The 26,590-nt window shown below is 67.0% G+C and carries 26 protein-coding genes and 1 riboswitch; of the genes, 3 read left to right on the top strand and 23 right to left on the bottom strand.

The window, feature by feature from the left end; genetic code table 11:
• From B5X90_RS21335 to B5X90_RS19825, 4 genes are all read right to left on the bottom strand, one after another.
• A partial coding sequence (locus B5X90_RS21335) for a glycine cleavage system protein H (protein WP_372702903.1) occupies positions 1–200 on the bottom strand: 200 nt, incomplete at its 3' end.
• Between the two features lie 77 nt (positions 201–277).
• Complete coding sequence (gene gcvT / locus B5X90_RS19835) at positions 278–1,414, bottom strand: glycine cleavage system aminomethyltransferase GcvT (protein WP_079555617.1); 1,137 nt, start codon at positions 1,412–1,414, stop codon at positions 278–280.
• A gap of 11 nt (positions 1,415–1,425) precedes the next feature.
• Positions 1,426–4,359, bottom strand: a complete 2,934-nt coding sequence (gene gcvP, locus B5X90_RS19830; RefSeq protein ID WP_179129244.1) for an aminomethyl-transferring glycine dehydrogenase — start codon at positions 4,357–4,359, stop codon at positions 1,426–1,428.
• A 156-nt stretch (positions 4,360–4,515) separates the two neighbouring features.
• Positions 4,516–4,614, bottom strand: a riboswitch (glycine riboswitch).
• 252 nt (positions 4,615–4,866) lie between these two features.
• On the bottom strand, positions 4,867–5,406 hold the full coding sequence (locus tag B5X90_RS19825; protein WP_079555622.1) for a TetR/AcrR family transcriptional regulator: 540 nt from the start codon (positions 5,404–5,406) through the stop codon (positions 4,867–4,869).
• A 68-nt stretch (positions 5,407–5,474) separates the two neighbouring features.
• Here B5X90_RS19825 and B5X90_RS19820 point away from each other — a divergent pair, with 68 nt between their 5' ends.
• The gene (locus B5X90_RS19820) at positions 5,475–7,061 is read left to right on the top strand and encodes an MFS transporter (RefSeq protein WP_079555616.1); all 1,587 of its coding nucleotides are present in this window, start codon (positions 5,475–5,477) and stop codon (positions 7,059–7,061) included.
• Between the two features lie 154 nt (positions 7,062–7,215).
• On the opposite strand, the gene B5X90_RS19815 is transcribed toward B5X90_RS19820, so the two are convergent.
• Together B5X90_RS19815 and B5X90_RS19810 are read right to left on the bottom strand one after the other, a co-directional pair.
• The gene (locus B5X90_RS19815; protein ID WP_026538955.1) at positions 7,216–7,695 is read right to left on the bottom strand and encodes a Dps family protein; all 480 of its coding nucleotides are present in this window, start codon (positions 7,693–7,695) and stop codon (positions 7,216–7,218) included.
• A 165-nt stretch (positions 7,696–7,860) separates the two neighbouring features.
• A complete protein-coding gene (locus B5X90_RS19810) occupies positions 7,861–8,679 on the bottom strand; it encodes a sigma-70 family RNA polymerase sigma factor (RefSeq protein ID WP_026538956.1) in 819 nt (272 codons plus the stop codon).
• Between the two features lie 243 nt (positions 8,680–8,922).
• On the opposite strand from B5X90_RS19810, the gene flgN reads away from it, so the two are divergent.
• Positions 8,923–9,438, top strand: a complete 516-nt coding sequence (gene flgN / locus B5X90_RS19805) for a flagellar export chaperone FlgN (RefSeq protein WP_179129242.1) — start codon at positions 8,923–8,925, stop codon at positions 9,436–9,438.
• Positions 9,439–9,452: 14 nt separating this feature from the next.
• Here flgN and B5X90_RS19800 read toward each other — a convergent pair whose 3' ends face one another.
• The 13 genes from B5X90_RS19800 to B5X90_RS19735 form a co-directional block, all read right to left on the bottom strand.
• Positions 9,453–9,701: a carbon storage regulator gene (locus tag B5X90_RS19800; protein WP_026538957.1), complete on the bottom strand. Its 249-nt coding sequence runs from the start codon at positions 9,699–9,701 to the stop codon at positions 9,453–9,455.
• Between the two features lie 9 nt (positions 9,702–9,710).
• Positions 9,711–10,943 carry a hypothetical protein gene (locus B5X90_RS19795; protein WP_143264837.1) on the bottom strand — a complete coding sequence of 411 codons (1,233 nt, stop codon included), beginning with the start codon at positions 10,941–10,943 and terminating at the stop codon, positions 9,711–9,713.
• A complete protein-coding gene (locus B5X90_RS19785; protein WP_079555612.1) occupies positions 10,921–12,969 on the bottom strand; it encodes a flagellar biosynthesis protein FlhA in 2,049 nt (682 codons plus the stop codon). The genes B5X90_RS19795 and B5X90_RS19785 overlap by 23 nt, the downstream gene beginning before the upstream one ends.
• Before the next feature lie 73 nt (positions 12,970–13,042).
• Complete coding sequence (locus B5X90_RS19780; protein WP_079555611.1) at positions 13,043–14,131, bottom strand: EscU/YscU/HrcU family type III secretion system export apparatus switch protein; 1,089 nt, start codon at positions 14,129–14,131, stop codon at positions 13,043–13,045.
• Positions 14,131–14,889 carry a flagellar biosynthetic protein FliR gene (locus B5X90_RS19775; RefSeq protein WP_028277089.1) on the bottom strand — a complete coding sequence of 253 codons (759 nt, stop codon included), beginning with the start codon at positions 14,887–14,889 and terminating at the stop codon, positions 14,131–14,133. Before B5X90_RS19775 ends, B5X90_RS19780 begins: the two co-directional genes overlap by 1 nt.
• A gap of 1 nt (position 14,890) precedes the next feature.
• Positions 14,891–15,166, bottom strand: coding sequence for a flagellar biosynthesis protein FliQ (gene fliQ, locus B5X90_RS19770; RefSeq protein WP_079555610.1), 276 nt, complete (start codon positions 15,164–15,166; stop codon positions 14,891–14,893).
• Positions 15,163–16,029: a flagellar type III secretion system pore protein FliP gene (gene fliP, locus B5X90_RS19765; protein ID WP_079555609.1), complete on the bottom strand. Its 867-nt coding sequence runs from the start codon at positions 16,027–16,029 to the stop codon at positions 15,163–15,165. Before fliP ends, fliQ begins: the two co-directional genes overlap by 4 nt.
• Positions 16,026–16,643 carry a flagellar biosynthetic protein FliO gene (fliO, locus tag B5X90_RS19760; RefSeq protein ID WP_079555608.1) on the bottom strand — a complete coding sequence of 206 codons (618 nt, stop codon included), beginning with the start codon at positions 16,641–16,643 and terminating at the stop codon, positions 16,026–16,028. The genes fliP and fliO overlap by 4 nt, the downstream gene beginning before the upstream one ends.
• Complete coding sequence (fliN, locus tag B5X90_RS19755) at positions 16,644–17,366, bottom strand: flagellar motor switch protein FliN (protein ID WP_028277087.1); 723 nt, start codon at positions 17,364–17,366, stop codon at positions 16,644–16,646.
• Entirely contained in the window at positions 17,363–18,259 is an 897-nt protein-coding gene (locus B5X90_RS19750) for a flagellar motor switch protein FliM (protein WP_223914317.1), read from the bottom strand. Before B5X90_RS19750 ends, fliN begins: the two co-directional genes overlap by 4 nt.
• Positions 18,260–18,394: 135 nt before the next feature.
• Positions 18,395–19,219 carry an OmpA/MotB family protein gene (locus tag B5X90_RS19745; protein ID WP_079555607.1) on the bottom strand — a complete coding sequence of 275 codons (825 nt, stop codon included), beginning with the start codon at positions 19,217–19,219 and terminating at the stop codon, positions 18,395–18,397.
• Complete coding sequence (locus B5X90_RS19740; RefSeq protein ID WP_079555606.1) at positions 19,216–20,025, bottom strand: motility protein A; 810 nt, start codon at positions 20,023–20,025, stop codon at positions 19,216–19,218. The genes B5X90_RS19745 and B5X90_RS19740 overlap by 4 nt, the downstream gene beginning before the upstream one ends.
• Positions 20,026–20,027: 2 nt before the next feature.
• Complete coding sequence (locus B5X90_RS19735; protein WP_079555605.1) at positions 20,028–20,330, bottom strand: flagellar FlbD family protein; 303 nt, start codon at positions 20,328–20,330, stop codon at positions 20,028–20,030.
• A gap of 285 nt (positions 20,331–20,615) precedes the next feature.
• Between B5X90_RS19735 and B5X90_RS19730 the strand changes: the two genes are divergently transcribed.
• Positions 20,616–21,782: a cytochrome P450 gene (locus B5X90_RS19730; protein WP_079555604.1), complete on the top strand. Its 1,167-nt coding sequence runs from the start codon at positions 20,616–20,618 to the stop codon at positions 21,780–21,782.
• A gap of 14 nt (positions 21,783–21,796) precedes the next feature.
• Here the strand turns inward: B5X90_RS19730 and rox are convergent, their stop codons facing one another.
• The 4 genes from rox to B5X90_RS19705 all read right to left on the bottom strand — a co-directional run.
• Positions 21,797–23,257 (bottom strand): rifampin monooxygenase, encoded by a 1,461-nt coding sequence (gene rox, locus B5X90_RS19725; protein WP_079555621.1) that lies wholly within the window; start codon positions 23,255–23,257, stop codon positions 21,797–21,799.
• A 78-nt stretch (positions 23,258–23,335) separates the two neighbouring features.
• A complete protein-coding gene (locus tag B5X90_RS19720) occupies positions 23,336–23,800 on the bottom strand; it encodes a phage tail protein (protein ID WP_079555603.1) in 465 nt (154 codons plus the stop codon).
• Positions 23,801–24,539: 739 nt separating this feature from the next.
• Positions 24,540–24,884 carry a helix-turn-helix domain-containing protein gene (locus B5X90_RS19715; protein ID WP_143264836.1) on the bottom strand — a complete coding sequence of 115 codons (345 nt, stop codon included), beginning with the start codon at positions 24,882–24,884 and terminating at the stop codon, positions 24,540–24,542.
• A 1,097-nt stretch (positions 24,885–25,981) separates the two neighbouring features.
• Positions 25,982–26,590: cytochrome c oxidase subunit I (locus tag B5X90_RS19705; protein ID WP_179129240.1), on the bottom strand; the 609-nt coding region annotated here is incomplete at its 5' end.

Here is a 26,590-nt window from a genome sequence, read left to right as displayed (position 1 = left end):
ACCGACTTGGTCGACTCAACCTCGCCGCAGGTCTCCCCCGCGGTCACCGTCGACCCGACCTCGGGCAAGTCCACGTAAACAATGTCGCCCAGGGCATCGGTGGCCACGGCGGAAATGCCAATACCCACAGGCCCGGCCCCATCAGAGGCAACCCACTCGTGCTCAGCCGAATACTTCAGTTCAGCAACTACTTTGCTCATCTCAAATCCCTCTTTCTTCTAGTTCGTAACGCTTGTTTGACCCCGGACCCTTCGGACCAAAGACGACCCGACAGGACTTACTTTTGACGCTTGTAGAACGGCAGCGCGACCACTTCGAACGGTTCTGCCTTGCCGCGCAGGTCAACATCGACGATCGTGCCCAGTTCTGAGTTTTCGACGTCGACGTACGCCAGGGCTACCGGGTAACCGAGCGTCGGGCTCGGCTGACCCGAAGTCACCTCGCCGATGAGCGATCCGTTCTTGAGGACGGAGTAGTGGGCCCGCGCTGCCCGACGGCCCGTGCCCTTGAGTCCCACGAGTTTTGGGCCGATGGACGACCCGACGCCGGCAGCCTTGATGGCCGTCAGCGCCTCCTTGCCCACAAAGTCGCTTTCCTTCGCGAGCGAGACAACCGGGCCCAGTCCGGCGGCGTAGGCGTTGACGTAGCGGGAGAGCTCGTTGCCGTAGAGCGGCATGCCGGCTTCGAGGCGCAGGGAGTCGCGGGACGCGAGGCCGGCCGGGATGAGGCCGTAATCTTCGCCCGCATCCAGCAGTGCTTCCCAGAGACCTGCCGCGTCCTCGTTCGGGATGTAGATCTCGAAACCGTCCTCGCCGGTGTAGCCGGTGCGGGCGAGGAGCAGATCTTGTCCGTTGATCTGGACCTCGACCGCAGCGTAGTACTTCAGTTCGGTGACCAGGACGTGCTGCTCCGCTGGGACAAGGGTCAGCAGAATGGCTTCTGCGTTGGGGCCTTGGACGGCGATCAGCGAGGTCTCGGCAGAGGCGTCCTGGACGGTGACGTCGAACCCGCCTTCTTTTCCGGAGCCGGCACGATCAGCCAGCGTCGCAGCCACGACCTTGGCGTTGCCCGCGTTGGGGACCACGAGGTACCTGTCCTCAGCGCGACGGTAGGTGATGAGGTCGTCGATGATGCCGCCGTCGGTGTTGCAGATCAGCGAGTACTTGGCCTTGCCAACAGCGATCGCAGACAGCTTCCCGACCAGGGCGTAGTCGAGGAACACGGCCGCGTCCGGGCCGGTGACCCAGACTTCGCCCATGTGGGAGAGGTCGAACAGGCCCGCGGCGTTGCGGACAGCGTGGTGCTCGGCGAGTTCCGATTCGTACTTCAGCGGCATCTGCCAGCCGCCGAAGTCCGTGAAGGAGGCGCCGGCTTTTTTGTGCTGCTCGTAAAGAGCGGTGTAGTTCTCAATCATTGAGTCAGTCCTTAGTTTTCGAACGCTGCTGTGTTGTCGTCGAAGGATTCCGTGCTTTCCTCGAAGGCTTCTGTGCTTTCCTCGAAGGATTCGAGGGGTGGGCAGGAGCAGATCAGGTTGCGGTCCCCGGCGGCGCCGTCGATGCGTCCGACGGGCGGGAAGTACTTGTCCTGCTTCAGCTGGGGGACCGGAAACGCCCCCTGCTCGCGCGGGTACGCGCGGTTCCAATCTGAGCTAACGACGGCGGCTGCGGTGTGGGGTGCGTTGCGCAGCGGCGAGTTCTCCACGGTGAAATCGCCGTTGGCCACCTGGTCGATTTCCTTCCGGATGGTGATCATCGCTTCGATGAAACGGTCGATCTCCACCAGGTCCTCGGATTCGGTGGGCTCCACCATCAAGGTGCCGGCCACCGGGAACGCGAGCGTGGGCGCGTGGAAGCCGTAGTCGATCAGGCGCTTGGCCACGTCCTCGGCGGTCACTCCGGTCTTGGCGGTAAGTTCGCGCAGGTCCAGGATGCACTCGTGCGCCACCAGGCCGGCTTCGCCGGTGTAGAGCACCGGGAAATGCTCATCCAGCCGGGACGCAACATAGTTGGCCGCGAGCAGGGCCGACTTGGTGGCTTCGGTGAGCCCGCGGCCGCCCATGAGCTTCACGTAGGCCCAGGAGATCGGCAGGACACCGGCCGAGCCGTAACGCGACGCGGAGATGGCAACGCCACTCCCCTCCGCGTCATTGTTCGCATCACCCGGCATGAACGGTGCCAGGTGTGCCTTGGCTGCGACCGGGCCGACGCCGGGGCCGCCGCCGCCGTGCGGGATGCAGAAGGTCTTGTGCAGGTTCAGGTGCGAGACGTCGCCGCCGAACTGGCCCGGCTGGGCGAGGCCGACGAGGGCGTTGAGGTTGGCGCCGTCGATGTAGACCTGGCCGCCGGCGGCGTGGACAGCGTCGCAGACCTCGCGGACGTCGGCGTCGTACACCCCGTGCGTGGACGGGTAGGTGATCATGATGCAGGACAGGGCGTCCTTGTGCAGCTCGATCTTGGCGGTGAGGTCAGCGTGGTCGATCGTGCCGTCGGAGGCGGTGGCGACGACGACGACCTTCATGCCGGCGAGCACGGCGGAGGCCGCGTTCGTGCCGTGCGCGGAGGCCGGGATGATGCAGATGTTGCGCTGCTCGTCACCGCGGGAGAGGTGGTAGCCGCGGATGGCCAGCAGCCCGGCGAGCTCGCCCTGGGAACCGGCGTTGGGCTGGATGGAGACCTGGTCGTAGCCGGTGATCTCGGTCAGCTGGCCTTCGAGGTCCTCGATCAGTTCGCGCCAGCCGGCGGTCTGGGATTCCGGGGCGAAGGGGTGGATGGAGGCGAATTCCGGCCAGGAGATGGCTTCCATCTCGGCGGTGGCGTTCAGCTTCATGGTGCACGAACCCAGCGGGATCATGGTGCGGTCCAGGGCCAGGTCGCGGTCCGAGAGGCGGCGGATGTAGCGCAGCAGCTGGGTTTCGGAACGGTGCGTGTTGAACACCGGATGCTGGAGGTAGTCGGAGGTGCGCTCGACGGCGGCATCCAGGCCGAAGCCTTCGGCTTCGACAACCGGACCGGCGCCAAAGGCGACGGCCACGGCGGCGAGAACGTCCGGCGTCGTCGTCTCATCAACGGAAACACCCACCGTGTCGGCGTCGATGCCGCGCAGGTTGATACCCCGGGCCTCTGCCGCCGCGACGACCTTCGCGGCCTTGCCCGGGACACGGACAGCGACTGTGTCGAAGAAGGTTTCGCTAACCAGTTCCAAGCCGGCGGCCTCTAGCGTGGCGGCGAGCGCCCGGGCGTTGCTGTGGATGGTCTCGGCAATGGCCTTCAGGCCGTCCGGGCCGTGATAAACGGCGTACATCGAGGAGACGATAGCCAGCAGGGCCTGGGCGGTGCAGATGTTGGAGGTGGCCTTTTCGCGGCGAATGTGCTGCTCGCGGGTCTGCAGGGCCAGGCGGTAGGCGGGGACGCCGGTGTTGTCCTTGGAGACGCCGACAATTCGGCCCGGGAGCGTGCGTTCCATGCCCTGACGGGCCGCCATGTAGGCCGCGTGCGGGCCGCCGAAGAACAATGGTACGCCGAGGCGCTGTGTGGAGCCGACGGCGATGTCAGCCCCCTGCTCGCCCGGAGGGGTGATGAGGGTTAGGGCCAACAGGTCCGCGGCCACAGTGACTAGCGCGCCCCGGTCTTTCGCTGCGGAGATCACGGCGGATTGGTCCCACACGCGGCCGGAAACGCCTGGCTGCTGCAGGACGACGCCGTTGATGACGCCGTCGGGCAGGCCCTTGGAGAGGTCGGCGACCTCGACCTCGAAGCCGAGGGCCTCGGCGCGGCCCTTGACGATCGCGATGGTCTGCGGCAGGCAGTCGGCATCGAGGACGGTCTTGCCGTCGTGGGCACCTGCGCTCTGTCCTGCGGACCTATTGGCTCTGCGCATCAGGAGCACGGCCTCGGCAACCGCCGTGGCTTCATCCAGCAGTGAAGCATTCGCGACCGGCAGAGCGGTGAGGTCCTGGACCATGGTCTGGAAGTTCAGCAGCGCCTCGAGCCGGCCCTGGGAGATCTCCGGCTGGTAGGGCGTGTATGCGGTGTACCAGGCCGGTGCTTCGAGGATGTTGCGGCGGATCACCGGCGGGGTGAGCGTGTCGTAGTAGCCCTGCCCGATCATCTGCACGGCGGTCTTGTTCTTCGACGCCAGCTTGCGCAGCTCGGCGAGGACTTCGACTTCGCTCAGGGCCGCGGCGAGCGCGAGGTCGGAGTCCTGGCGGATGTCCTTCGGAACGGCGGTGTCCACCAGGGCGTCGACGGTGTCGTAGCCGACAGCCTTCAGCATGGCGTCGACGTCGGCCTGGCGGCGCGCGCCGATGTGCCGGTCAACGAAGGACGTGGAGGCTGGGGTAACAGTCACAAGGAACTCCATAACTCAGGCGGCGCAGGGTACGCCACATTGATTCGGGTTCCTCCCCGCTCTGTATTGGACCTGAGAGTTTCCGCGCAGCCCGCGTTTCAGGGGCTCCGCTTGCACCGTCGGTGAGCACAGCATGTCAGGGACACGCCTGCTACTTTCCAGAGATGCCTTGCCGCGGCGGTACATGGGCCTGAGAGATTCCTGGGGAGGATTTGCTCCTACGGCGCCCGCATCAGTTTGCTTGCAGGACTCTCCCGCCGCAGATCAAAGGCGTATTCAATTGGGGGTGACAACAGTCACAGCTCTCATTGTCCTATGCCGGGCGCGCGTCCGCAAACTCCCTCCCGGCGGCGGACCCAGGTTACGGGCCGAGAGCCACCCGGCGGCGAATCCGGCGGCGCGAATTCGCCGGAAACGCCCGGAGTCGCCGTAACTTTCCGGCGTACTCAAACGTTTCCGGCGACTTCGGCGGGGGGGTGGGGCCGGCGCGGGCTTGGGGGTGGGGGTGGGGCGGGGGGTTCAGCCGCGCAGGCGCTCGACGGCGGCCAGGAGGCTCTGGACGTCCGCCTCGACTTCCGGCGGCGGCCCGCCGGGACCCCGCGCCAGCATGGCGTTGAAGTACAGCCCGTCCCCCATGCACAGGACGGCCTTCGCCATGGCGGGCCCGACGTCGGCCGCCAGCAGTTCCAGCCAACTCGCCTGGCCGGCAGCGAAGCGGCGGAGGGTTTCCCCGTGCGCCACCTCGGCGAGCCGCGTGGCCGCCACGAAAACCCGGTCCATGGGCGTGTCCGCCCACACCGAGGACTTGATGAAGTACGCCGCCGCCCCTTCCGGGGCCGCCGCCATGGCCGCTACATCCGCAGCCAGAAGCCGGTCCAGCCGTTCCAGCAGGACCGCGATCATCGCCTCTTTGGTCGGGAAGTGGTAGAGCAGGCCGCCCTTGGAAACGCCGGCCCGGCGCGCGACGGCGTCCAGGGTCGCGGCGCGTTCACCGACCTCGATGAGCAGGGATTCGAAGGCATCGAGGACGGCCTCACGGGCGACGGGTTTCCTGGGCATGCCTCCCATCATGCCTGTCCGGGCCCCCATTTCTTAACTGTACCGTCCAGACGGTATAGTTACGTCTTATGAGTATTCCATCGATCACCGCCGTCACCCGCACCCCGGCGGCCACCGGCCCCCGGGCACCGTGGCGCGACTGGGTGGCGCTGGCCCTGCTGATGTTCCCCGTCCTGCTCGTGGCCGTGGACAACACCGCCCTGACGTTCGCCCTGCCGGCCATCGCCAGCAGCCTGGACGCCTCCGGCGTCGAACTGCTCTGGATCGTCGATGCCTATCCCCTGGTCCTGGCCGGACTCCTGGTCGCGATGGGTTCCCTGGGCGACAGGATCGGCCGGCGCCGCCTGCTGTTCGTGGGCAGCGCGGGCTTTGCCGCGGTGTCGGCTGTGACGGCGTTCGCGCCGAGCGCTGAATGGCTGATCGCCGGCCGCGCCGGGCTGGGCCTGTTCGGCGCCATGCTCATGCCGTCCACGCTGTCGCTGATCCGGAACATCTTTCCGCAGCCCAACCGGCGCAGGCTGGCGGTGGCGATCTGGGCCGCCGGCTTCTCCGGCGGCGCCGCCCTCGGCCCGATCGTCGGCGGCTGGCTGGTGGAACACTTCTGGTGGGGCGCCGTCCTGCTGGTCGCGGTGCCGATCATTCTGCCCCTGCTGCTGCTCGGCCCGGCGCTGATCCCGGAATCCCGCGATCCGAAGCCCGGCCGGGTGGACGTGCCCAGCATTGCCCTGTCCCTGCTGGTCATGGTGCCGGTGGTCTACGGGATCAAAGCCCTCGCCACCCACGGGCCCGCTCCCGAGGCCTTCGCGAGCATCGGAACCGGCCTGCTCATGGGCTATGTGTTCATCCGGCGCCAGCGCAACCTGGCCAAGGGCCACAGAACAGACCACAGCACCGCGCCAATGCTTGACGTCAGCCTGTTTAGCAACCGGATCTTCAGTACGGCCATTGTGGCCAACGTCCTGGCGCTGTTCTCCTTCAACGGCTTCATCCTCTTCCTGGCCCAGCACCTGCAGCTGCTGGAGGGCCAGTCCCCCTCGGCTTCCGGCGTCGCCATGGTCCCGGCCCTCATCGCCACAGTCGTAGCGGGGCTGCTCGTGGTCCCGCTGGTGCGCAAGGTGCGGCCGGGCTTTGTGGTGGCGGGCGGTCTGCTGCTGAGCGCGGCGGGCTATTTCCTGGTGGCATTCGGCGACCACAGCCACGGCCCGTCACTGCTTCTGGCCGCCCTGCTGGTGCTCTGCCTGGGGGTGGGCGCCGCGGAGACGATCTCCAATGACCTGATCCTCGGCGCGGCGCCCGCCGACAAGGCAGGGGCCGCCGCCGCCATCTCCGAGACCGGCTACGAAGTGGGGTCCCTGCTGGGCACGGCCATTCTCGGCTCAATCCTGACGGCCTCCTACCAGGGCAACCTCCGGCTTCCCGCGGGCGTGTCCGAACTCGCCCCGGCCGCGGCTACCAGCCAGGCCGGTGAAACCCTGGCCGGCGCTGTGGATCTGGCCCGGATGCTTCCGGCGCCCCTGGCGGAGGCGGTGACGGCGGCCGCGCGCACCGCCTTCGACTCGGGTGTGCACGTCACGGCGTCAATTGCGCTGGTTCTGATGTCCGGCGCCTGCGTCCTGGCCGCCGTCGTCCTGCGGTCGGTGCCGAAGGCCCAGTAGGGTCAGCGGCAGTCGTCAGCGTCACGCCGCCGCCAGCACTACGCCGTCGTCAGCGTCAAGGGGTTCCAGCCCTTAAACACCAGCGTCCGGCGCCGGGAGGATACCCGGCGCCGGACGCTGCTGTTTACTTGGGGGGGCTGGTGGGAGCCGGTCGCTATTTACTGTCCGGGGTGGTCACGCTGGCCGTGGCCCGCATGGTCTCGGCATTCACCATCCAGGCGTACTGCTCAAACTTGGCGATGAACTCGTGCAGCAGGTCCGCGGTGGTGGGATCTTCCTCGTCCACTTCGTCATGGACCTTGCGCATGGTGCCGACGGCCGCCTCAAGCGCGGCGACAATCCGCTCGATGGCGTCCTTCGTGTTGATCAGGCCATTAGGGAACTCGGCCAGTGCGGTGGACTTGGAAACCGTGGAGCTTCTGCCGTCCGGGAGGGCGTGCAGGGCACGCATGCGCTCGGCGAGGTCATCCGCGAATCCCCGGGCGGCGTCGATGATTTCATCCAGCTGGAGGTGAAGGTCCCTGAAGTTGGTCCCGACGATGTTCCAGTGTGCCTGCTTGCCCTGAACGTGGAGTTCGATCAGGTCCACCAGTACAGCCTGCAGGTTGGTCGTCAATGTGGGTGATGCTTTCATGAATCCTCCTCGATAGAACCGGTGCCGTGCGGGCCGCGCATGCCATGGCTGGCACCCCGGCCGATGCTTCCGACGCTACCGCAGCGCGGCGCCGGGCCGCGATGCTTCTGGAGGAATTTCTCGGTCAGCTTACTAAGTTGGCTTACTAACCGTTTTTCGGGCGGCTTAGACGGCCTCGTTGAGGATGGGTCCACGCGGGAACACGGCCCGTGTGATGCCGCCGGAGGTGGATTCGGACAGCTGGGTGAGGTAGTCGTTGCGCCGCCGCGGGGTAATCCGGGACTGGGGCTGGAACGGCTGCTCGGGGTCGTCGGCGTAGTGGGCGCTCAGGCCGTCGCGCATGAGCCGGATGGCCTCCGAACGCTGCTGGGACACCGCTGCGTGCGTGGATCCGAGTTCCGCGGCCAGGTCTTTGACCGTGCGGTCGCCGAAGTAGATCTCCTCCACCACGTAGCGCATCCGTTCCGGGAGGGATTTCACGGCGGCCCGCAGGTACTGGAGCCGTTCGTCCGCGAGGACGGAGTGTTCCGGCGTGAGGGTTTCGGCGGCCAGGGTGTCCACCACGGCCTCGTCGAGGGGCGTCAAGGTGCGCGAGGCATCCGCGAGCGCGGCCTCCACAACGCTCTGCTGGACGCCCAGGGCAGAGGCGATCTCGTCCACTGTGGGGGTGCGGCCCAGGGCGGACGCCAGGGTTTCCTGCACGGACATGGTTTCCTTGATCCGGCGGCGGGCGGATCGGGTGGCCCAGTCACTGGCCCGCATCTCGTCCGCGAAGGCGCCAAGGATGCGCCGGCGCGCGAAAGCGCCGAACGGCACCCCGAGGCCTGGATCGAACGAATCGGCCGAGGTAATCAGGGCAATAGCGCCTGCTGACGCCAAATCATCGCGAGAAAGGTGTGACGCCTTCGAGCACAAATCTGAGACGAGATACCCCACCAGCGGAAGGTGCTGCGTGACCATCTCGTTGCGTTCCACGCGATTCAATACTGTGTCCCCCCATGAGACCGGATCCGAAGGGTCCTCGACCCTTAAAACGCCGAGAGCCGCACCCAAAACCGACCGGTGCTCCCCCCATAGGAGTCAGCGTTCGCAAGTAGGGCGCAGCACCCATGGAGGAAACCTATCACCTGTTCCAAGATCTGCGTGTACCCTCAGGGAAAAGCTGTGCGAAAAATGCGGTGACCGCCCCGAAGCTGTGATTCACGGGGCGGAAAGAGAATGGGGCACATGAGCGCAAGTGATCTCTCCGCGGCACTGTGGCAGGAGCGGCGGCAGCTGGAGCTACTCCTCTTCAGGCTGGAAACGCAGCGTCTGCACGTCGTGGCCGGGAATCTGGAATGGCTGAACTTCATGGCCTCCGAGATTGAAACCGTGCTGGACCGACTGCGCTTCGAAGCCTTGGCCCGCAGCGTCGAATCTGCTGCCGTGGCGGCCCAATGGGGCTTGCCGGCACAGACCACGCTCGTCGAACTGGTTGCGGCCGCGCCCGCCGGGCCCTGGCCCGAGATCCTGCGCGAGCATCTGGACGCCCTGCACGCACTCCTGGCCCGGCTGGGTGAGGCTTCCAGCGTGAATGAGGACGCGCTGCGGAGCCTCCCGATGCCGGGACGCGCCAGCCCGGCGGGCACGGCCGGGCTGCTGGACCAGCTGACCACGAGCGGAAACCTGGAGCGGTCCCTGGCCGTGGTCCGGCGTTCAGCCCAGCCGCTCCTGGCCCAGTATCTCGGCGGGGACCACGTCTGATCCGGTGCGGGTCCTCAGCCGTCGGCGGGAGTGGCGCGCGGCGGCATGAGGCCGCGCAGCGCTTCCTCGGCGTCCGGGCCCGCTTCGGCCGCCGCGAGGTTCGCCGCCGCGATGGCTTCGATGACTTCCCGGCGCTGGATCGGCACACCGCGGGGCGCCTCGATGCCTATCCGAACACCGTCGCCGCGGCCTTCCAGAACAGTGATGACGATGCCGTCGCCGATCATGATCTGTTCGCCCGGCTTGCGTGTAAGTACCAGCATCCTCTCAATCTACCCTTCAGCTCGGGGAGCATCGTACGCTTCGCGCCGGTTCTGCCATGTCGGGTCTGGCCCGGAGGGGCGCCCGTCGATCCAGCCCACGGGAAGGCCCAAGCCATTGACGCTTTCAGGCGACCCGGTCTCCGAGGCACCGACCACCGCCACCGCCGTCACGTTGAGCTGGGCGGTCAGCACGCCGACCCAGCGTGCCGTGTCCTCGTGCTTGCGTCCGGCATCCACCACAACCCAGACCTGGTCGGCCGAGAGCCCCGCCAGGGACGGCACCCGGGCCAGGGCGTTGCGGGCTTTGCCCAGTCCGAACGCCACCAGGACGGTACGCTCCGTCACCACGGCGTGGGCGCGCGCCGCCGTGGCACTTTGGCGTCCGTCGACGTGCAGGTGGCCGTAGGCGGAGAGCTCACCGGCGGTGCGCACATCGGCACCCCCGGAGGCCATGGACATGGCCAGGGCGGTATCCATCGCGTCCTCCCCCAGTCCGACCAGGAGCACGAGATCGCCGACGCCGGTCAGCGGAGCCGGGGCCGGAGCACTTACGGCGCTGCCAGGCGCGACGGCGGCCGGCTGCACGGCGGCGCCGGCAAGGACGGCGGCGGCTGGTTGCACGGCGCTCCCGACGGCGGCCGCGCCAACGGCGGCGGCGGGCGGTTCCGTCGGGGTCCGGAGTCCGGCGCCGAGCTGTTCCAGCAGCTCGGCGAAGTCCCGCGATTCGGTGGATACACCGGCAGGAGCAGGCCGGTGCAGGCTCAGCTCGGCGGCGTCCGCTTCCTCCAGGAGTGCGGCGATGGCGGCGCCCTGCAAGTGATGGGACGGGGCGGCGGGCCGTGCCGGCCCTCCGGCCGTGCCCGCCTGCCCGGCGGTCCGGGCCACCGGCGGAGCAGATGCTGCCGCCGCGGCTCCGGCGTCGTACTTCCCGGCGGGGGTCCCGGCGCCCGGAACAGTGCCCGCGGAAGCCGGCCCGGCGGCGGTCTCCCCGGCGGGACCACCAGTGATGGGGTCGGAATCGGCCAGGATGTCGGCGTCCGGCACTACCTCGCCGGTGACGACCTCGTGCCTGGACTGGAGTTCGATCATGGCCTCGTAGCGGTCCTGGGCGAAGAGGCCGGCGATTCCGGGGCTGCTGACGCGTTCGGCGGACACGATCCGGGCCGCCGGACCGTACAGCTGTTCTGCCTTGCGGCGGATTTCCTCGAGCGAGGCTCCCTTAAGCCGATAGCGGTTCGGCATGGCGCACCACTCCTACTGTTTCGATCCGGACGTTGGCGGAGGTCACCTCGCGGTAGGACAACACGGGCACGGATCCCGGCTGCGCCCCGACGAGGCGGTGGATGGCGGGCCGGAGCGCGGGTGCGCAGACAAGCACGGCCTGGCGGTTGGCGGCGGCCGCGGCGTCGACGGCGGACCGCACGGAGCGCAGCACGGCGTCGAGCCGTTCCTGCCCCATGACGATCTGGCTGCCGCCCTCCGCGGGCCGCATGTCCTCGAGCATGTGTTGTTCCAGGACGGGGTCGATCATGATGACGTTGAGCACCTCGCCGTCCATGAACTTGGCCGTGAGGGCGGGGCCCAATGCCTGCCGGGCGGCTTCCACGAGCGATTCCGGATCCGTGGAAATCTTGGCGCGGAGCGTGAGGGCCTCGTAGATCCGGGCGAGGTCGTTGATCGGCACCTGCTCATCCAGCAGGCCCTGGAGGACGCGCTGCAGCTCGGCGAGGGAGAGCAGTGCCGGGGTCAGTTCGTCGACGGCGGAGGGGCTCTGCTTGCGCACACCTTCGGTCAGCACGCGGACGTCCTCGCGGGACAGCAGCCGGGCAGCGTTCGCCGCGACGATCGAGGACAGGTGGGTGACCAGGACGGAGACCCGGTCGATCACCGTGGCGCCTGTCATTTCGGCGTTGTGGCGCATCTCCCCCGGAATCCACTTCCCGGCGAGCCCAAACACGGGCTCGATCATCGCCGGGCCCGGGAGCGATTCCAGGTTCTCACCCAGGGCGAGCATCTGGCCGCTGGGGGCCGTGCCGCGGCCGGCTTCCACGCCGGCAATCCGAATGGCGTAGGTCGCCGGCGGCAGGTCCACACTGTCCCGGGTGCGCACCGGCGGGATGACCAGGCCCAGTTCCATGGCGATCTTGTGCCGCAGGGACCGGACCCGGGCCAGGAGGTCATCGGAGGCGCCGGAGACCATATCCACGAGGTCAGGTGCGAGTAGGATCTCCACGGGGTGGATGCGCATGTCTTCCAGCAGCTTCTCGTTTGGATCCTGTTCCGGGAAGTTCAGCGCGGTCGACTCAGCCTCCCGGGCCGTTTCCGCCAGCTGTTGGCTTGCCGCGGTCCGGCGGGAGGCGATGAACAGGCCGGCGCCGACGACGACGAACGGGATCGGGGGCATGCCGGGGATCAGTGCCATGGCGACGGCGGCGACGCCGGCGATCATGAGGGCGTTCGGTGACTGCAGCAGCTGGGTGGAGGCCGTCCGCCCCATGTCGGACTCGGCGTTGGACCGGGTCACAATCATGCCGGTGGAGACGGCCATGAGCAGCGCCGGGATCTGGGTGACGAGCCCGTCGCCCATGGTCAGCAGACCGTAGGTGTTCAGGGCGTCGCCGATTTCCAGGCCGCGCTGGACCATGCCGATGGCGATGCCCCCGACGAAGTTGATGATGATAATGATGATGCCCGCGATGGCGTCGCCCTTGACGAACTTCGAGGCGCCGTCCATGGCACCGTAGAAGTCTGCCTCGGCAGAGACTTCGGCCCGCCGCTCCCGTGCCTGGGTGTCGGTGAGGAGGCCGGCGTTGAGGTCGGCGTCGATCGCCATCTGCTTGCCGGGCATGGCGTCGAGGGTGAAGCGCGCGCCCACCTCGGCCACGCGCTCGGCGCCCTTGGTGACCACGACGAACTGGATCACCACGAGGATGAGGAACACGACGGCGCCGATGATCATGGAGCCGCCCACCGTCACCTTGCCGAAGGCTTCAATGACCTGCCCGGCGTATCCGTTGCCCAGGACCAGGCGGGTGGAGGCGACGTTGAGGCCGAGCCGGAACAGCGTGGCCACCAGCAGCAGGGACGGGAACACCGAGAAATCCAAGGGCTTTTTGACGAACATGCTGGTGAGCAGGACCAGCAGTGCCAGCAGGATGTTGCAGACGATGAGGAAGTCGAGCAGCGGCGCGGGAACGGGAACCACCAGCAGGAGCACGATCCCCACGATGCCGATGGGCACCACCAGCCGGTTCAGCCTGTTGTTCATGGTGCTGTCCTTTCACAGACGCTGATTCCCGAAGTTTTCGTGCCGTGTTGCACGGCGTGGAGCCTGCCGTTTTTCATACGGTGGCCACCGTGGGGGTCATGCGGTGCATCCCGGCGGCGGCGCCCCGGGCCTTGAGCGCCATGACGAACGCGAGGACGCCGGCCACCGCCCGGTAGAAGTCCACCGGGATCTCGTCCCCCAGCTCACAGGCCCCGTGGAGGGCCCTGGCCAACGGGATGTCCTGGACCATGGGCACGTTCTTTTCCTCGGCCTCTTCCCTGATCCTCGCAGCAACATGGCCGGCACCCTTGGCAACCACGCGGGGCGCGGATTTTCCGGGCTCGTATTTCAGGGCCACCGCCACGTGCGTGGGGTTCACCAGGACGACGTCGGCGTCCCCGATCGCCGCGATCATGCGGTTGCGGCTCATGGCCATCTGGCGCGCCCGGCGCTGGGAGCGGATCAGCGGATCGCCCTCGCTGTTCTTGTTTTCGTCCTGGACTTCCTTCTTGGACATCCGCGTCTTCTTGCGGTTGCGCCGCATCACGACGAAGAAGTCGGCCGCGGCCAGCACGATGCCGGCGGCCACCGCGAACTGGACCAGGGCGGCTATCCCGCCGGCGGCGGCCTGCACTACCCCGGCGACGGGCAGTCCGCCGGCGGTCAGCAGCACCGGAACGAGTCCCTGCACGACGGTGTAGAGCACCAGCCCCACGACGCTTGCCTTGAGCAGCGCCTTGAGGCCGCCCCACACGGCCTGCGCGCCGAACAGCCGCTTGACCCCGGCGAGCAGGTTGAAGTGTTCGAATTCGAGCCTTAATTTCTTCAGGTGGACACCGCCCTGGAGGGCCGAGCCGGCCAGGACGGCCAGGAACACGACGACCAGCAGGGGTCCGACGATCCCGGCGATGGACGCGAAGCCGGCTTCCAGCGCCCGGACGGCTTTGCCGGGGTCGGGGGCGGACACGATCCCGCGGATGCTGAAGAGCTGGTCCGTGGCGGCGTTGGCGGCCCGGTCCACCGTGCTGGGCAGCATCAGCGCGGCGGCGCCGACGCCGAGCCAAGCGGTGAGGTCCTGGGAACGGGACAGTTGGCCCTTGGAGCGGACCTCCCGCATCCGTTTCTCGGTGGCTTGCTCGGTCTTTTCCTGTGAATCCGCCATCAGCCCACCCCCAGCACGGCTTTGGCCGCCTGCCCGGCGAGGCTGGAAACGAGTCGAGGCAGGGCCAGGAACATGAAGCCGGCCAGCGTCAGGGTGAGAAGGATCTTCAGCGGGAAGCCGAGGGAGAAGGCATTCAACGCCGGCGCCACGCGGGTCAGCAGACCGAGGCCGACGTCGGCAAGGAACAGGACCACCAGGAGGGGCCCGGCGATCTGCACAGCGGCAAGGAACATGCCGGACACCGCCGCGATCATGGCCTGCACCGGCTGTGCCAGGTCGATCCCCCCGGCCAGCGGCAGGGCGGCAAAGCTGCCGGTGAGGCCGGTGATGACCAACTGGTAGCCGTCGGAGGCGAAGAGCAAGGCCAGCGCCGCCATCTGCAGGAGCCGGGTGAACTGTGCGCCGTTGACCATCATTTGGGGGTCGTAGGCCTGGGCCATCTGGAACCCGCTGAAAAGGTCGATCAGGCTGCCGGCGGACTGGATGGCGGAGAAGATGACGAGGACCAGGAAGCCCAGGACCAGCCCGGTGACGAGCTCCAGGACCACCCCAGTGACGAATCCGGCGGTATCCCGGGGCGTGTAGCCGCCGGCCAGGCGCTGCGTCACGGCCAGGCCCAGGCCCAGCCCCAGCATGGCCTTGACGCGCCCGGGAATGGCGTGGTGCGAGAAGGGCGGCGCCACGACCAGGAAGGCGGTCATCCGGACCGTGGCCAGCAGCAGGACTTCAAGCCAGGCCGGGTCGATGGGGATGCCCACCTCACAGGCCTCCGAGCAGGGACGGAATCTTCGCGAAGAGGTCGTTGGTGAAGCCCACCATCTCCGAGATCATCCAGTGTCCGCAGACAATCAGGGCCACGGCCACCGCGGCAGCTTTCGGCACGAAGGACAGGGTGGCTTCCTGCAGCTGCGTGATGGACTGCAGCAGGGAGATGGCCAGGCCCACCACCAGCGCCGTGACCAGCACGGGCGCGGAGAGCTTGGCGGCCACGATCATGGCCTGGAGGCAGATGTCCAGGACTGCGTTGGCGTTCATCCTGAACCCGCGTAGCTCTGGATGAGCGCGGTGATGATCAGGCCCCAGCCGTCCACGAGCACGAAGAGCAGGATCTTGAAGGGCAGCGAGATCATGACGGGCGGGAGCATCATCATGCCCATGGACATCAGGGCCGCGGACACCACGAGGTCGATCACGAGGAACGGGATGAAGATGACGAAGCCGATGATGAACGCGGCACGGAGTTCGGAGATCATGAACGCCGGGATGAGGGTCTGCAGCGGGACGGCCTCAGGAGTGGCCGGGTTCTCGGCTCCGGCGGCACGGGACATCAGGGCGATGTCCTCCTCGCGCGTGTGGGCGAGCATGAAGTGCTGCAGCGGACCCGATGCGGCGCTGACGGCGCCGTTGAAGTCCAGTGTGCCGTTGAGGTAGGGCTGGATCCCCAGGGTGTTCATCTCGTTGATGACGGGCCACATCACAAAGATTGAGAGGAACAGAGCCAGCCCGGCCAGGACCTGGTTCGGCGGGATGGAGGGCAGGGACAGCGCGTTGCGGGTCATTGCCAGGACCACGAAGATCTTGGTGAAGGACGTCATCATCAGCAGCAGCGAGGGCGCAACGGCCAGGAGGGTGATGCTGATCAGGGTCAGGACAGCGGAGGAAGGTTTCCCGTCCATCCCGTTGATCTGGATGCTGACGTTCCCGCCGCCCGGATTGGCAGGGTCGGCCGGCGGGACCGGCGCAACAGGGTCGATGGGTGCGGCGTGGCCTGCCGAGGCATTGAGCCACAGCATGAGGACGGCAAAGAGCACGGCGGCGAGCCCCAGGGCCAGGAGCCTGAGGGGTCTTGCGCCGGCTGTTCGCGGGCGGGTGGTGCTGGTGGGTAGCGGGAAGATCAATTGCGGCGTCCGCTCCTGAGCGCGGCGGCAGCCTGCTTCCAGGTGGAGCCGGCCAGGATGGAGCCGTGCAGCGGCGGATGGGCCGACGCGCCGCCGCGGCCGGCGTGGCCGCGGGCCGCGGAGCCCCGGTGAAGGGAGCTGCGGCGGGACGGCGGCAACTCCCGGACACCGTCCTGACCGTCGGCAAAATCGTCGTCGGCGAAATCGTCGGCGACGACGCCGTCCGCAAAACCGTCGCCGTCAGCGGCGCCCTTGGCCTTGCTGCTGAAGTGGTTGCCGGCGAGCGGGCTGGCGTCAGCAAGGATCCGGGCGAAATCGCCGAGGCCGCGGCTGGTGCCGGGGACCGCGACTTCTTCGGGCTCGGGCGGGATGTCCCCGGTGTGCAGGACGTTGACGGCGTGCTCGGTGACGCCCAGGAGGAAGCGCTGCCCGGCGGCGTCGACCACCACCACGGAGGCTTTTTGTCCGAGGCTCTGCCGGCTGACGATCGTCAAGGCGCGGTCAGCCCGGCGCCGTCCCGTGCCCTTGCCCAGCCGGTGCTGCAGGAACCACATGAGGCCAAGCACCGCGCCCAGGGCCACGACTACCCGCAGCCCGAGGATCAGTGCGTCCATTCAGCTGAGCCCCTCGGCCACGTCGAGGATCCGGGTGATCCGCACCGCGTAGTCCTGGTCGAGGACCACTACTTCGCCGTGCGCGATCAGGCGGCCGTTGAGCAGGACGTCGGCCGGGGCGCCGGCGGAGCGGTCCAGTTCGATGATCTTGCCCGGTTCCAGCGACAGCACGTCCCGGACCGACATGCGGGTGCGTCCGATCTCCACGGTCAGGGCCATTTCAATGTTGTTGATCCGGCCGAGCCTGCCGGCCACGGTGTCTCCGCCGGCGAACAGGTCCCCGCCGCGTTCCTGGCTGTTGCTGTGTTCGCGGAGCCGGACGGCAAACCAAGCCGCGGCGTTGCTGCCGTCGGAGAGTTCAAAGACGGCCGTGTCGGGATCCGAGAGGAGCCCGGAGACGTCGGATTCACGCAGGTCGGACAGGACACCGGCCCCGAAGACCGAGCTGGCGCTTTCCATCGCGGGCCGCAGCACGTCGGTCACGGAGACGTGCCCCAGCTGGGACCCCGCACCGGCGGCCTCGTCAAGGAAAGTGCGGTCGCTGAGCATGAGGGCGAGGTCGGCGGTTACCGCGCCGACGAAGGTCGCCGTGACCGCCTGCCGGGCGTAGGCCGCCGCGGACCGGGCGGGCACCAGCGCGACAACTTTCAGGGCCACCGGGCTCGGCAGTTCCTCGACGAGCCGTTCCGCCGACATTTCGTGCTTGGTCAGGGTGATGCTCATCGTTGGTTCTCCTCGATTGTGACAATTACTGCGGCCGCCCGGGAGCCGTTGCGGGCCGGGGCGGCAGTGGCCAGCCGGGTTCCGTCCAGGGTGAGGTCAAAGGGCCGGTTTTCCAGGTGCGGCAGGGTCAGAACGTCGCCGACGGCGAGACCCAGGACCTGGCTCGGGGTAACGAACGACGTCGAGAGCCGTACGGACAGTTCCACCGGGACCTGCTCCAGTTGGGCGCTGACGCGGGCGGCCGCGTCTTCGCGGGAGTCGGTCGGGTTGACCTTCTTGAGCCGTCCCAGCAGGATGCCCGCCGGAACGGCCAGGGTGGCGGGGGCATTGACGTCGCCGACGCTCATGGTGAAGGAGGCAACGATCATCAGTTCGCTGGGTGCGGCGGCCTGGGCGAACTGGGAGTTGTATTGGATGGTGTCCACCCGGACGGCCTCGCTGAGCAGCGGACCCAGGGAATAGCCGAGGTCTTCGAGGGCCTCATCCATCAGGCCCTTGATCAGCGCCTGCTCGATCTGGGTGAACTTGCGGTCCGGCATGGGCGAATCGTTGGTGGCGCCGAGCATGCGGTTGACCCAGCCGAGGGCGGCCGGCCCGGGGAACTGCACCACGAGTTTGGAATCGTGGGCCTCCACGGTGCACAGGACCATGGCGGTGACGGCGGGCAGCGAGGCGGCGTACTCGTCATAGCTGAGCATGCTGACGTCTTCCAGGCGCACCACGGATTTGACGCGGACCTTGGCGGTGAGCTGGGTGCCCCACTGGCGGGCGAAGGTTTCGAAGGCGAGCTCCAGCACCCGGCTGTGTTCGCGCGCGAGCGTCGCAGGACGGCGGAAGTCATAGACGCTGACGGTCCGCTCCCGTGCCACTTCCCGCTCATCCAGAACACTCACGGTTGCCACTATCGGCAAGGGAACACGCGGCGTAAGCAATCCGCCGAAGGCAAAATACCGAAGGCAAAATGCGGGCAATATGGAGCCAGGGAACGCGGCCACGGAACGCGGGCAATCCGCCGTAGCCCGGAGCGGCTATTTCTCGCTGAGTTTCAAGGCCTCCGGAATCAGTGCCCGGACGACGTCGGGTTTGTCGGAGATGACCACGATGTCCACCCGGCGGTTCCGCTCCATGAGCGCCGGCGTGGAGTCGTCGTTGACCTGGCGGGCAGAACCGAACGCGACGGCACCGATCGTGCCGGGGGCTATGCCGCCGCGGTCCACCATGTACCGCAGGACATTGACGGCGCGCGCCGAGGACAGTTCCCACGTGGAGGGGTAGGCCGTGATGCCGTTCGCGGCATGGCCCTCGACCATGATTTCCATGCCTGCCGGTTTGAGGACCGGTGAGATGACCTGCAGCACCCGGGAGGCCCGGGAGGTGAGCTCGGGCCGGTCAGGTTCGAAGAACGCCTGCGATCCGACGAGCTTGACCGTCAGCCCGCGCTGGTCGATCTGGAACTCGACGTTCTCGCTCAGCCCGGCGGCCGCCAGGCCGGCCTGCATTTTCTGCTGCAGCGCCTTGAGTTTGTCCACTTCCTTGATCGCTTCAGCCATGTTCTCGGGGGATGCGGTGGCCGCGCCCTTGACGGCGGCGAACGCCTCGAGGTCCTCTTTCACGAGTTCCGGCGGCACCACAGTGCCCGACGCCGTGTCCACCGTTTCCGTCGCGACCGCGCCGAATCCCGTGGCCAGGGAGTTGCGGAGCTTTTCAAACTTGTTGGCGTCCACCGTGGACATCGCGAAGAGGACGATGAACATGCACATCAGCACGGTGACCATGTCCATGTAGGACGCCATCCAGCGTTCGTCGACGTGGTGTTCTTCCGGCTTCTTCCGCCCGCGCCGCCTGGGGCTCACGCTGCCTCGTCCATCCTGTCGGACTTGTCAGCGCCAGCCTTCTTGCCGGAGCCCTTGAGCTGGTGCTCGGGGACCATGGCGCGGAGCCGTTCGGCGAGCAATAGCGGCTGGGCGCCGGACTGGACCGACAGCATGCCTTCCATGAGCAGCGTCATCCGTTCGATGTCCAGTTCCGAGAGCCGGGCCATCCGGGCGCTGAAGGGAAGCCAGATGAAGTTGGCGGACAGCAGGCCCCACAGGGTGGCGACGAAGGCTGCCGCGATCATCGGCCCGAGGTGGTCCGGCGTGGAGAGGTTTTCCAGGACGTGGGTCAGGGACACCACGGTGCCGATGATGCCCACGGTGGGGGCATAGCCGCCGAGACTCGCGAAGAACTTGGAGTTGGCGTGATCGCTCCGGGACTTGGAGTCGATCTCGTCCTCCATGAGCATCCGGAGGTCCTCGGCGTCGGTGCCGTCGGCGATGTTCTGCAGGGCACGGGCCAGGAAGGGGTCTTTGACGCTGGCCGCCTCCTCTTCCAGGGACAGCAGGCCCTCGCTGCGCGCCTTTTCGGCGAAGCGGACCATCTGGTCAATGCTTTCCTGCGGCTTGGCGGTTTTGCCGAGGAACATCTTGGGAAGGGCTTTGAAGGCCTGGACGACGTCTTTGAGGGTGTTTCCGGCGATCCCGACCGCGAGCGTGGCGCCGAAGACCAGGATCATGGGGGCCGGCAGGAGCAACGCCGACAGGCTGGCGCCCTCGAGCGACACCATGGCGATAACGGAGCCAAAGGCGAGGAGCAGTCCAATGACTGTTGCGGGATCCATCGTTACTTTCTGGGTTGTGCGGGCGCCGTGGGGCCGGCGCCGTCGTCGTTGGGGTCGTCGTCCGGGTCTTCACTCCGGACCAGGCTGAGCGGATAGCCGGTGATGGCCGGAAAGTCCCGGGCCTTGCTCAGGATGTACGCCCGGTACTCCGCGATGAGCTCGACCACCTCGGCGAGGCTTTCGAGCACCACGTAGGCGGCGCCGTCGAGCGTCACCAAGTGCGTATCCGGGCTCTCGTGGATGCGTTCAATGAGGTCCGGATTGACCGCGAAGCGCGTTCCGTTGAGGCGTGTGACGACGATCATGGGCCGATTCTGCTCTGTGAGGGGAAGGGTGTTCTCCTCCGTACTGTCGGCAGCCGGGGCCCCTTCGTTAGGCGCCGCCGTCAGGCGCCTTGTCAACGTGCCGGTGCCCGGGGGCGGCCGGCGCAGCAACATTCCCCGTGCCAAGGCCGCCGCGCGGTATTAGGGTGGGATCTGACGGGGCCACCCGGCCCGCCCCGTTGGATGCCTGCTCCAGCGCAGTTCGTCCCGTGCAGTTGGTCCAGTGCCAGGAAACGACGGCCGCCCGCCTCATCAGGAAGGCCAGCCATGGCGCCATTTCCGGATTTTGAGCAGCCGTTGAACCCGTTTCCCCGCTACGCTGCCATGCGGGACAGGGAACCCGTTTTCCAGGACCCGGACACCGGCGTCTGGCACGTGTTCCGCTACGACGACGTGCAGCGGGTCCTGTCCGAGCACGCCACTTTTTCTTCCCGGATGGGCGGGGACAACCCTTCCGAAACGGGCCAGCTCTTCGCCGCCAGCCTGGTCAACACGGACCCGCCGCGGCACCGCCAGTTGCGTTCGCTCGTGACGCAGGCGTTCACGCCGCGGGCAGTCGAAGCGCTCGCCCCGCGCATCTCGGAACTGACCGACGAGTTGCTGGAGCCGGTGGTGGCCGGCGGCGCCACGGACCTGATCGAACAGCTCGCCTATCCGCTTCCGGTGATCGTGATCGCCGAACTCATGGGCATTCCGGCTTCGGACCGGGACCGGTTCAAGCTGTGGTCCGACGTGATCGTGAGCCAGACCCGCCCGGGCGCCGACGATTCCGTCCACACGGCAGCCAACCGGGAAATGACGGAGTACTTCATGGGCATGATCGAGGAGCGGCGGCACCGGCCGGGCAACGATTTGATCAGTGCGCTCCTCGCGGCCGAGATCGACGGGCAGAAGCTCAGCCCCATCGAGTTGCTCGGATTCTGCAGCCTGTTGCTCGTGGCGGGAAACGAGACCACCACCAACCTGATCGGCAATGCGGTGCTGTGCTTCACCGAATCGCCGGGCACGGCGGAACGCCTCGTCGCCGAGCCCGCCCTGCTTCCGCACGCCATCGAAGAGGTGCTGCGCTACCGCTCCCCCGTCCAGTCCATGTACCGGCTCTCAGCCGTCGACACGACCGTGCGCGGCCGCACCATTGCGGCAGGCTCGCCGATCATTGCCTGGATCGGCTCGGCGAACCGCGACGGGGAGCAGTTCCCGAGCCCGGACGAGTTCGACGTCGAACGCTCGCCCAACCGTCACCTCGCCTTTGGGCAGGGCATCCATTTCTGTCTGGGGGCGCCCCTGGCACGGCTGGAGGCCAGGATCGCGCTGGCGGCCGTGCTCTCACGGCTGCCGGGGCTTGCGGTAGAACCCGACGCAAAGTTGGAGCGGATGGAAAGCATGATCGTCTACGGGGCGAAACAGCTTCCCGTGACCTGGCAGGCTGCCTGACGGCGGGCGCGGCGTCAGGGGCGGCGGTAGTGAACGTCGCCGGCGCCCTCGGAGGCGGCCCCGAACCATGTCGGCAGGTGGTGGAGCAGATCGTCCTGGTCGTCGCCGATCCATGCGACGTGGCCGTCCGGTCGGAGCAGGACCGCGGGCGCGTCCAGTTCCCCGCTGGCGTCCGCGACGTGGTCGACCCGATCCGCCCATCCTGCCATCGAGAGTCCGCCGGTCTGGTCCAGCAGGAGCCCGCGGCCTTTGCGAGTAAGTTCGTACAGACGGCCCCGCGACAGAGGGATGTCGCGCAGTCGCCTGCCGAGCAGCTCGGGTCCTTCGCCGAAGTCGTAGCGGATCCCGATCGCGGTGATCTTCTCGGCCAGGAAACGGCTGACGTCCTCGAAGTCCATCAGATCGCTCAGCAGCCGCCGCACGGCCTGCGGGCCGGGCTCGGTGGACAGCAGCTCGCTCTGGGCGCGGGTGATGGTCAGCACGCCTTCGGCCACCGGGTGACGCTCGGCGTAATAGCTGTCCAGCAGCCCGTCCGGCGCCCATCCCTTGACCTCGGCGGCGAGCTTCCAGCCGAGGTTGAAGGCGTCCTGGATGCCCAGGTTCAGCCCCTGCCCTCCCAGCGGCGGGTGGACGTGCGCCGCATCGCCGGCGAGCAGAATACGGCCCACCCGATATTGCTCGGCAAGCCGGGTGGCGTCGCTGAAACGCGACAGCGAGCGTGGTGAGTGGACGCCGAAGTCGGTGCCTGCGAACGCCCGCAGCTGCGTCCGGAACTCCTCCAGGGTCGGCGGGACCGAGCGGTCCTCGGCCACGGCCGCCGCGGGCACGACGGCGCGGTACAGGCCGTTTCCGGCGGGGCCTATGCCGAACCCCTTGTGGGTTTTGCGCACCTGCTCGGCCACCTCGGCCAGCTGGTCCGGCGCCGCGGTCACCTCCACCTCACCCAGGAGCCACTCGGTCTTGGCCGGCTCGCCGGGGAATCCGATGCCGAGCAGCCTGCGCACCAGGCTGCGTCCGCCGTCGCAGCCGACCAGCCAGCGCGAGCGCAGCCGTGTGCCGTCAGCGAGTTCGACGCTCACCGCGTCCTCGTCCTGCTCGACCCCTGCCACCTCGCAGCCGCGGCGGATCTGGGCGCCGAGCTCACCGGCGCGCTCGGCCAGCAGGCGATCGGTGACGGGCTGGGGGATGCCCAGGATGTAGCCGTGTGCGGTGTCCAGGTTCACCGGCGGAGGCTTGTCGATTCCGGCGAAGCGACCGACGCCGCCGGGATACTGCTGCCCGTGGGCGAGGAACCGGTCCAGCAGCCCGCGCTGGTCCATGATCTCGATGCTTCGCGGGTGCAGGCCGAGCGAACGGACCGCCTGGCTCGGTTCCGCGTCCCTCTCCAGCACGAGCACGGCCACGTCGTGCAGCCGCAACTCGCTGGCCAGCATCATCCCCGTCGGGCCGCCGCCGCTAATGATCACGTCGAAAATATGGAACCCCAATCCCAGAAACTCACTGCCCGGATTGCCCGGTTGCGTCCCGCACCCTGAATGCGGGGGTGAGCCCGATCAGTACTCGCCCTTGATCACGAAGTAGGAGCCGCGAATAACGCCGGCCAGCTTCGATTTTTGGCGGGCGAACTTGAAGCGCGGCGCCAATTCCTCCGGAACTTCCATGCCGTAGGCAAGTTTGAACCCCACCGCTCTCTTCCCGCCGTCCTCGATGCTGTACATGACGTTGACCGACAGCCCCGACTCGTAAAAAACATAGGCCATCCGCAGCCCGTCGACGTCGAAGGCGGTCGCCTCCAGCGGGCGGGAGCCGATCACGATCTCGCGCTCGTCGCGGAGGATCCGGCTCACCCGGTCAACCACGTCAGGAACTTCGTTTGCGGGGCTCACCGTGAAGACGTGGCCGTACTTATTCCGGTAATAGCGGGCCTCGTTGGCGCGCAAGCCGGCGAGGGCCTCGGCGACCGGAGATGATTCCAAGCCCACGGTAGAAACGGTCTCAAAGTCAACGATGTACGGCATGTGCCCTCCTGGACAGACGTGTTGGGACCAATGCTAACGCGACGATCTGCTGCTGATAACGCGACGACGTCCTGCCGGACGCCGGAGGGCAAGCGCCTTTGAGGGTGCGATCCGAGGAGACAGCTCCGGGTCCGGCCATACCGGAAACCCAAAGCTGTCTCCCGAATCCTTAAGGGACAAGCGCGATTCCCCTCATTACCTCTTCTGTCGGGAAGTGGGGGGTGTCTCCTGACATTTCGAACAGAACGGGTGTCTCCTCGAGGAGCCGCCTGGATCAGCCGAAAAACGGACACCGAGAGCGAAAGTTGTCTCCTTGATTTTCTGCGGACGTAGTGCTAAAAGGCTTCGGGAGAGCCGGGGTTCGTGCCCCGACCGCCAGGAGCAGGGGCACACCACGGCGAACTTGTCCGCTTACGCTTCGTGCGGTTTCGAGTGGATTTTCAGCGCATGAGCGGGCCCCTGCGCATCTGAGCAGTGCTGCCGAGAATTTACGGCCCGCGCTGGGATGTTGAAACACAACCCCGGCGGAACGTAAGCGAGCCAGGCGCAAGGAGTACAGACACGACGACCACCCGCTAAGGAAACGTGGCGCACAGAGCTCAGAAGAAGATCTCGCCGAACGCAAGCGACCTGGGCGAGAACGTTGACTGCTGGCCGCAAGCGACCTGCGCGGGAGCGTTGACGGCTGCGATTCTCAAGACTTACGTGCGCGGAGTCCCGGGCCCTCCCTGTGCAGCTGTCACCTGGCTTCGGGGTCGACGGACAGCTTTGACTTCGTACTGCCCTTGGCGCTTCCGGGGCGGTGACCTTCGCTCGACGACCTGCTGGAATCGTCCGAAAGCAGCTCCTGAATGTTCACCCCTAAAACATCTGCTATGTCCCACAAACGCTCGTAGGCGACGCTTTTTTCCCCCCACTCGATGCCGATCACCATGTTGCGACTGAGACCTGCCTCAAGTGCCAGCGACATCTGAGTCAATCCTTGCGACGTTCGGATCTCTCGTATGCGCGATCCAACCTGCTTGCGGCGTTCCAGCCAACGCTGCAGCCGGGCCGGCGAAGTCTGGGTAGGTCTAATGGGCACACCTCATGCCACTAGAATAAAACACGTTTGTCAGCTCCACTAGTGAGACATTTAGCAAAATGCGATGTAGATCACCACAACGCGGGAAGACCATGCCACAAATTGGGCGCGGGGTCGTCTACTCCACTAGTGACAAATGAGGGTCAGCTCGCTCCTACGCGCCAAAGGCGCAGCCCGAGCTTTCTTTCACCTAGAATCCCCTTGTCATTCACACGATTGTCTGCTCCACTAGTGATACATATAGCCGGTTATATGGGCGGGAGGCCGGTTTCGATTCCGTTTTGAGGAGGGGCCATGGCTCCGATGTTCCTCCGGTACAGCCTGGCGAGGCAGCTGACACTTGCCGATCTATGGGCGATTGTGGAAGTTTTCTCCGAGCCGTGGAAGGCCACGGAGCGGGACATCATTGTCCGAACTGCTGACGGCCACGCTGTCGCTCTCGAAGTCGCCTTTGATGCGAGCGAGTTGTACTCTTCACCCGCCTCTGGGAGCAACGCCTGCCTTCAGAGCGAGGGAACCGCACGCAAAATCGAACCCCTCTGAACAGCGCAGCCACCCATTTTTGCGCGCTGGGTTCTCCGGAGTCATGCCTCCTGAATTGGTGAACCTTTTCCGCGGCAAAGGAGTCGGATCGATGGAGTCAAGAGACCGGAAAACCCTTGTCGAGGGCCAACACCACGCCCACCCGGACATGTACGGCACAGTCGACGACGTGCAGGTTGCCATCGAGGACATCACCGGGGCCAGCTGGATCACCGGGCTCTGTTTGAGGCGTTCCAGATCGAGATGGCCGCCAGCGGCGCCCCGGGACAAGCACGTACCGGCTGGTTCCGCCCGTCCGGGATGGGATGTCGGTCAGGAGCGGAACGTTTGTCCACGATCCTCCGCCTGGCGCGCACTCCGCCAGGACCGGGGCTGCCGACAGCGGCGCCCCCAGTGGCCTGCCGCCGTCACCCGGTTCCCATGGGCCTTGAGCAGTGGCGCGGGCGGCAGAGGCGTTCCCGGCGATACGGGCCTTCAGGAAGCCAATGACGTCAGCCATGGCCTTGCCCCTTGCGGTCCCGGGGCCGGTCGGGGATCTCCTCACCGTCCCGGCATCATCGGCCCGGGTCCGGGTCGCGGGGATCCTCTTGACCGATGTCCGCCGCGCCCAGAACGTCCGCTGCCGGCGAGTCCGTCCTCTCGTGCGAGCGGATCTGGAGTTCGGGGTGGTGCAGGTCCAGGGCGGGACGTTCGGAGCGGATGCGGGGCAGGGAGGTGAAGTTGTGGCGCGGGGGCGGGCAGGACGTGGCCCATTCCAGCGAGGCGCCGAAGCCCCACGGGTCATCAACGGTGACTTTTTCGCCTTTGCGCCAGGTGATGTAGACGTTCCAGAAGAACGGGAGCAGCGAGGCGCCCAAGAGATAGGAGGCAATGGTGGAGAACTGGTTCATCCACGTGAAGTTGTCCTGCGGCATGTAGTCGGCGTAGCGGCGGGGCATGCCCTCGACGCCGAGCCAGTGCTGGATCAGGAAGGTGCCGTGGAAGCCGAGGAACAGCATCCAGAAGTGGATCTTGCCGAGGCGCTCGTTGAGCATCGTCCCGGTCCACTTGGGCCACCAGAAGTAGAACCCGGCGAACATGGCGAACACGACGGTGCCGAAGACCACGTAGTGGAAGTGCGCCACCACGAAGTAGGAGTCCGAGACGTGGAAGTCCAGCGGCGG

Origin of the sequence: Arthrobacter sp. 49Tsu3.1M3, from assembly GCF_900168135.1 — a bacterium.
Taxonomy (GTDB): domain Bacteria; phylum Actinomycetota; class Actinomycetes; order Actinomycetales; family Micrococcaceae; genus Arthrobacter.
Note: the sequence above shows the minus strand (reverse complement) of the source record. Positions and strands in the feature narration are given on the sequence as shown.

What these genes read in the sequence shown, in the direction of transcription:
- B5X90_RS19820 (WP_079555616.1), top strand. Translation starts at nt 5,475, where the DNA reads ATGAGTATTCCATCGATCACCGCCGTCACCCGCACCCCGGCGGCCACC.
- B5X90_RS19735 (WP_079555605.1), bottom strand. Translation starts at nt 20,330, where the DNA reads ATGATCGTCGTCACACGCCTCAACGGAACGCGCTTCGCGGTCAATCCG.
- fliQ (WP_079555610.1), bottom strand. Translation starts at nt 15,166, where the DNA reads ATGAACGCCAACGCAGTCCTGGACATCTGCCTCCAGGCCATGATCGTG.
- B5X90_RS19740 (WP_079555606.1), bottom strand. Translation starts at nt 20,025, where the DNA reads ATGGATCCCGCAACAGTCATTGGACTGCTCCTCGCCTTTGGCTCCGTT.
- B5X90_RS19785 (WP_079555612.1), bottom strand. Translation starts at nt 12,969, where the DNA reads ATGAACAACAGGCTGAACCGGCTGGTGGTGCCCATCGGCATCGTGGGG.
- B5X90_RS19795 (WP_143264837.1), bottom strand. Translation starts at nt 10,943, where the DNA reads ATGCCGAACCGCTATCGGCTTAAGGGAGCCTCGCTCGAGGAAATCCGC.
- gcvP (WP_179129244.1), bottom strand. Translation starts at nt 4,359, where the DNA reads ATGGAGTTCCTTGTGACTGTTACCCCAGCCTCCACGTCCTTCGTTGAC.
- fliO (WP_079555608.1), bottom strand. Translation starts at nt 16,643, where the DNA reads ATGGACGCACTGATCCTCGGGCTGCGGGTAGTCGTGGCCCTGGGCGCG.
- fliN (WP_028277087.1), bottom strand. Translation starts at nt 17,366, where the DNA reads ATGAGCATCACCCTGACCAAGCACGAAATGTCGGCGGAACGGCTCGTC.
- B5X90_RS19720 (WP_079555603.1), bottom strand. Translation starts at nt 23,800, where the DNA reads ATGCCGTACATCGTTGACTTTGAGACCGTTTCTACCGTGGGCTTGGAA.
- gcvT (WP_079555617.1), bottom strand. Translation starts at nt 1,414, where the DNA reads ATGATTGAGAACTACACCGCTCTTTACGAGCAGCACAAAAAAGCCGGC.
- B5X90_RS19825 (WP_079555622.1), bottom strand. Translation starts at nt 5,406, where the DNA reads ATGCCCAGGAAACCCGTCGCCCGTGAGGCCGTCCTCGATGCCTTCGAA.
- B5X90_RS19800 (WP_026538957.1), bottom strand. Translation starts at nt 9,701, where the DNA reads ATGCTGGTACTTACACGCAAGCCGGGCGAACAGATCATGATCGGCGAC.
- flgN (WP_179129242.1), top strand. Translation starts at nt 8,923, where the DNA reads ATGAGCGCAAGTGATCTCTCCGCGGCACTGTGGCAGGAGCGGCGGCAG.
- B5X90_RS19780 (WP_079555611.1), bottom strand. Translation starts at nt 14,131, where the DNA reads ATGGCGGATTCACAGGAAAAGACCGAGCAAGCCACCGAGAAACGGATG.
- B5X90_RS19815 (WP_026538955.1), bottom strand. Translation starts at nt 7,695, where the DNA reads ATGAAAGCATCACCCACATTGACGACCAACCTGCAGGCTGTACTGGTG.
- B5X90_RS19730 (WP_079555604.1), top strand. Translation starts at nt 20,616, where the DNA reads ATGGCGCCATTTCCGGATTTTGAGCAGCCGTTGAACCCGTTTCCCCGC.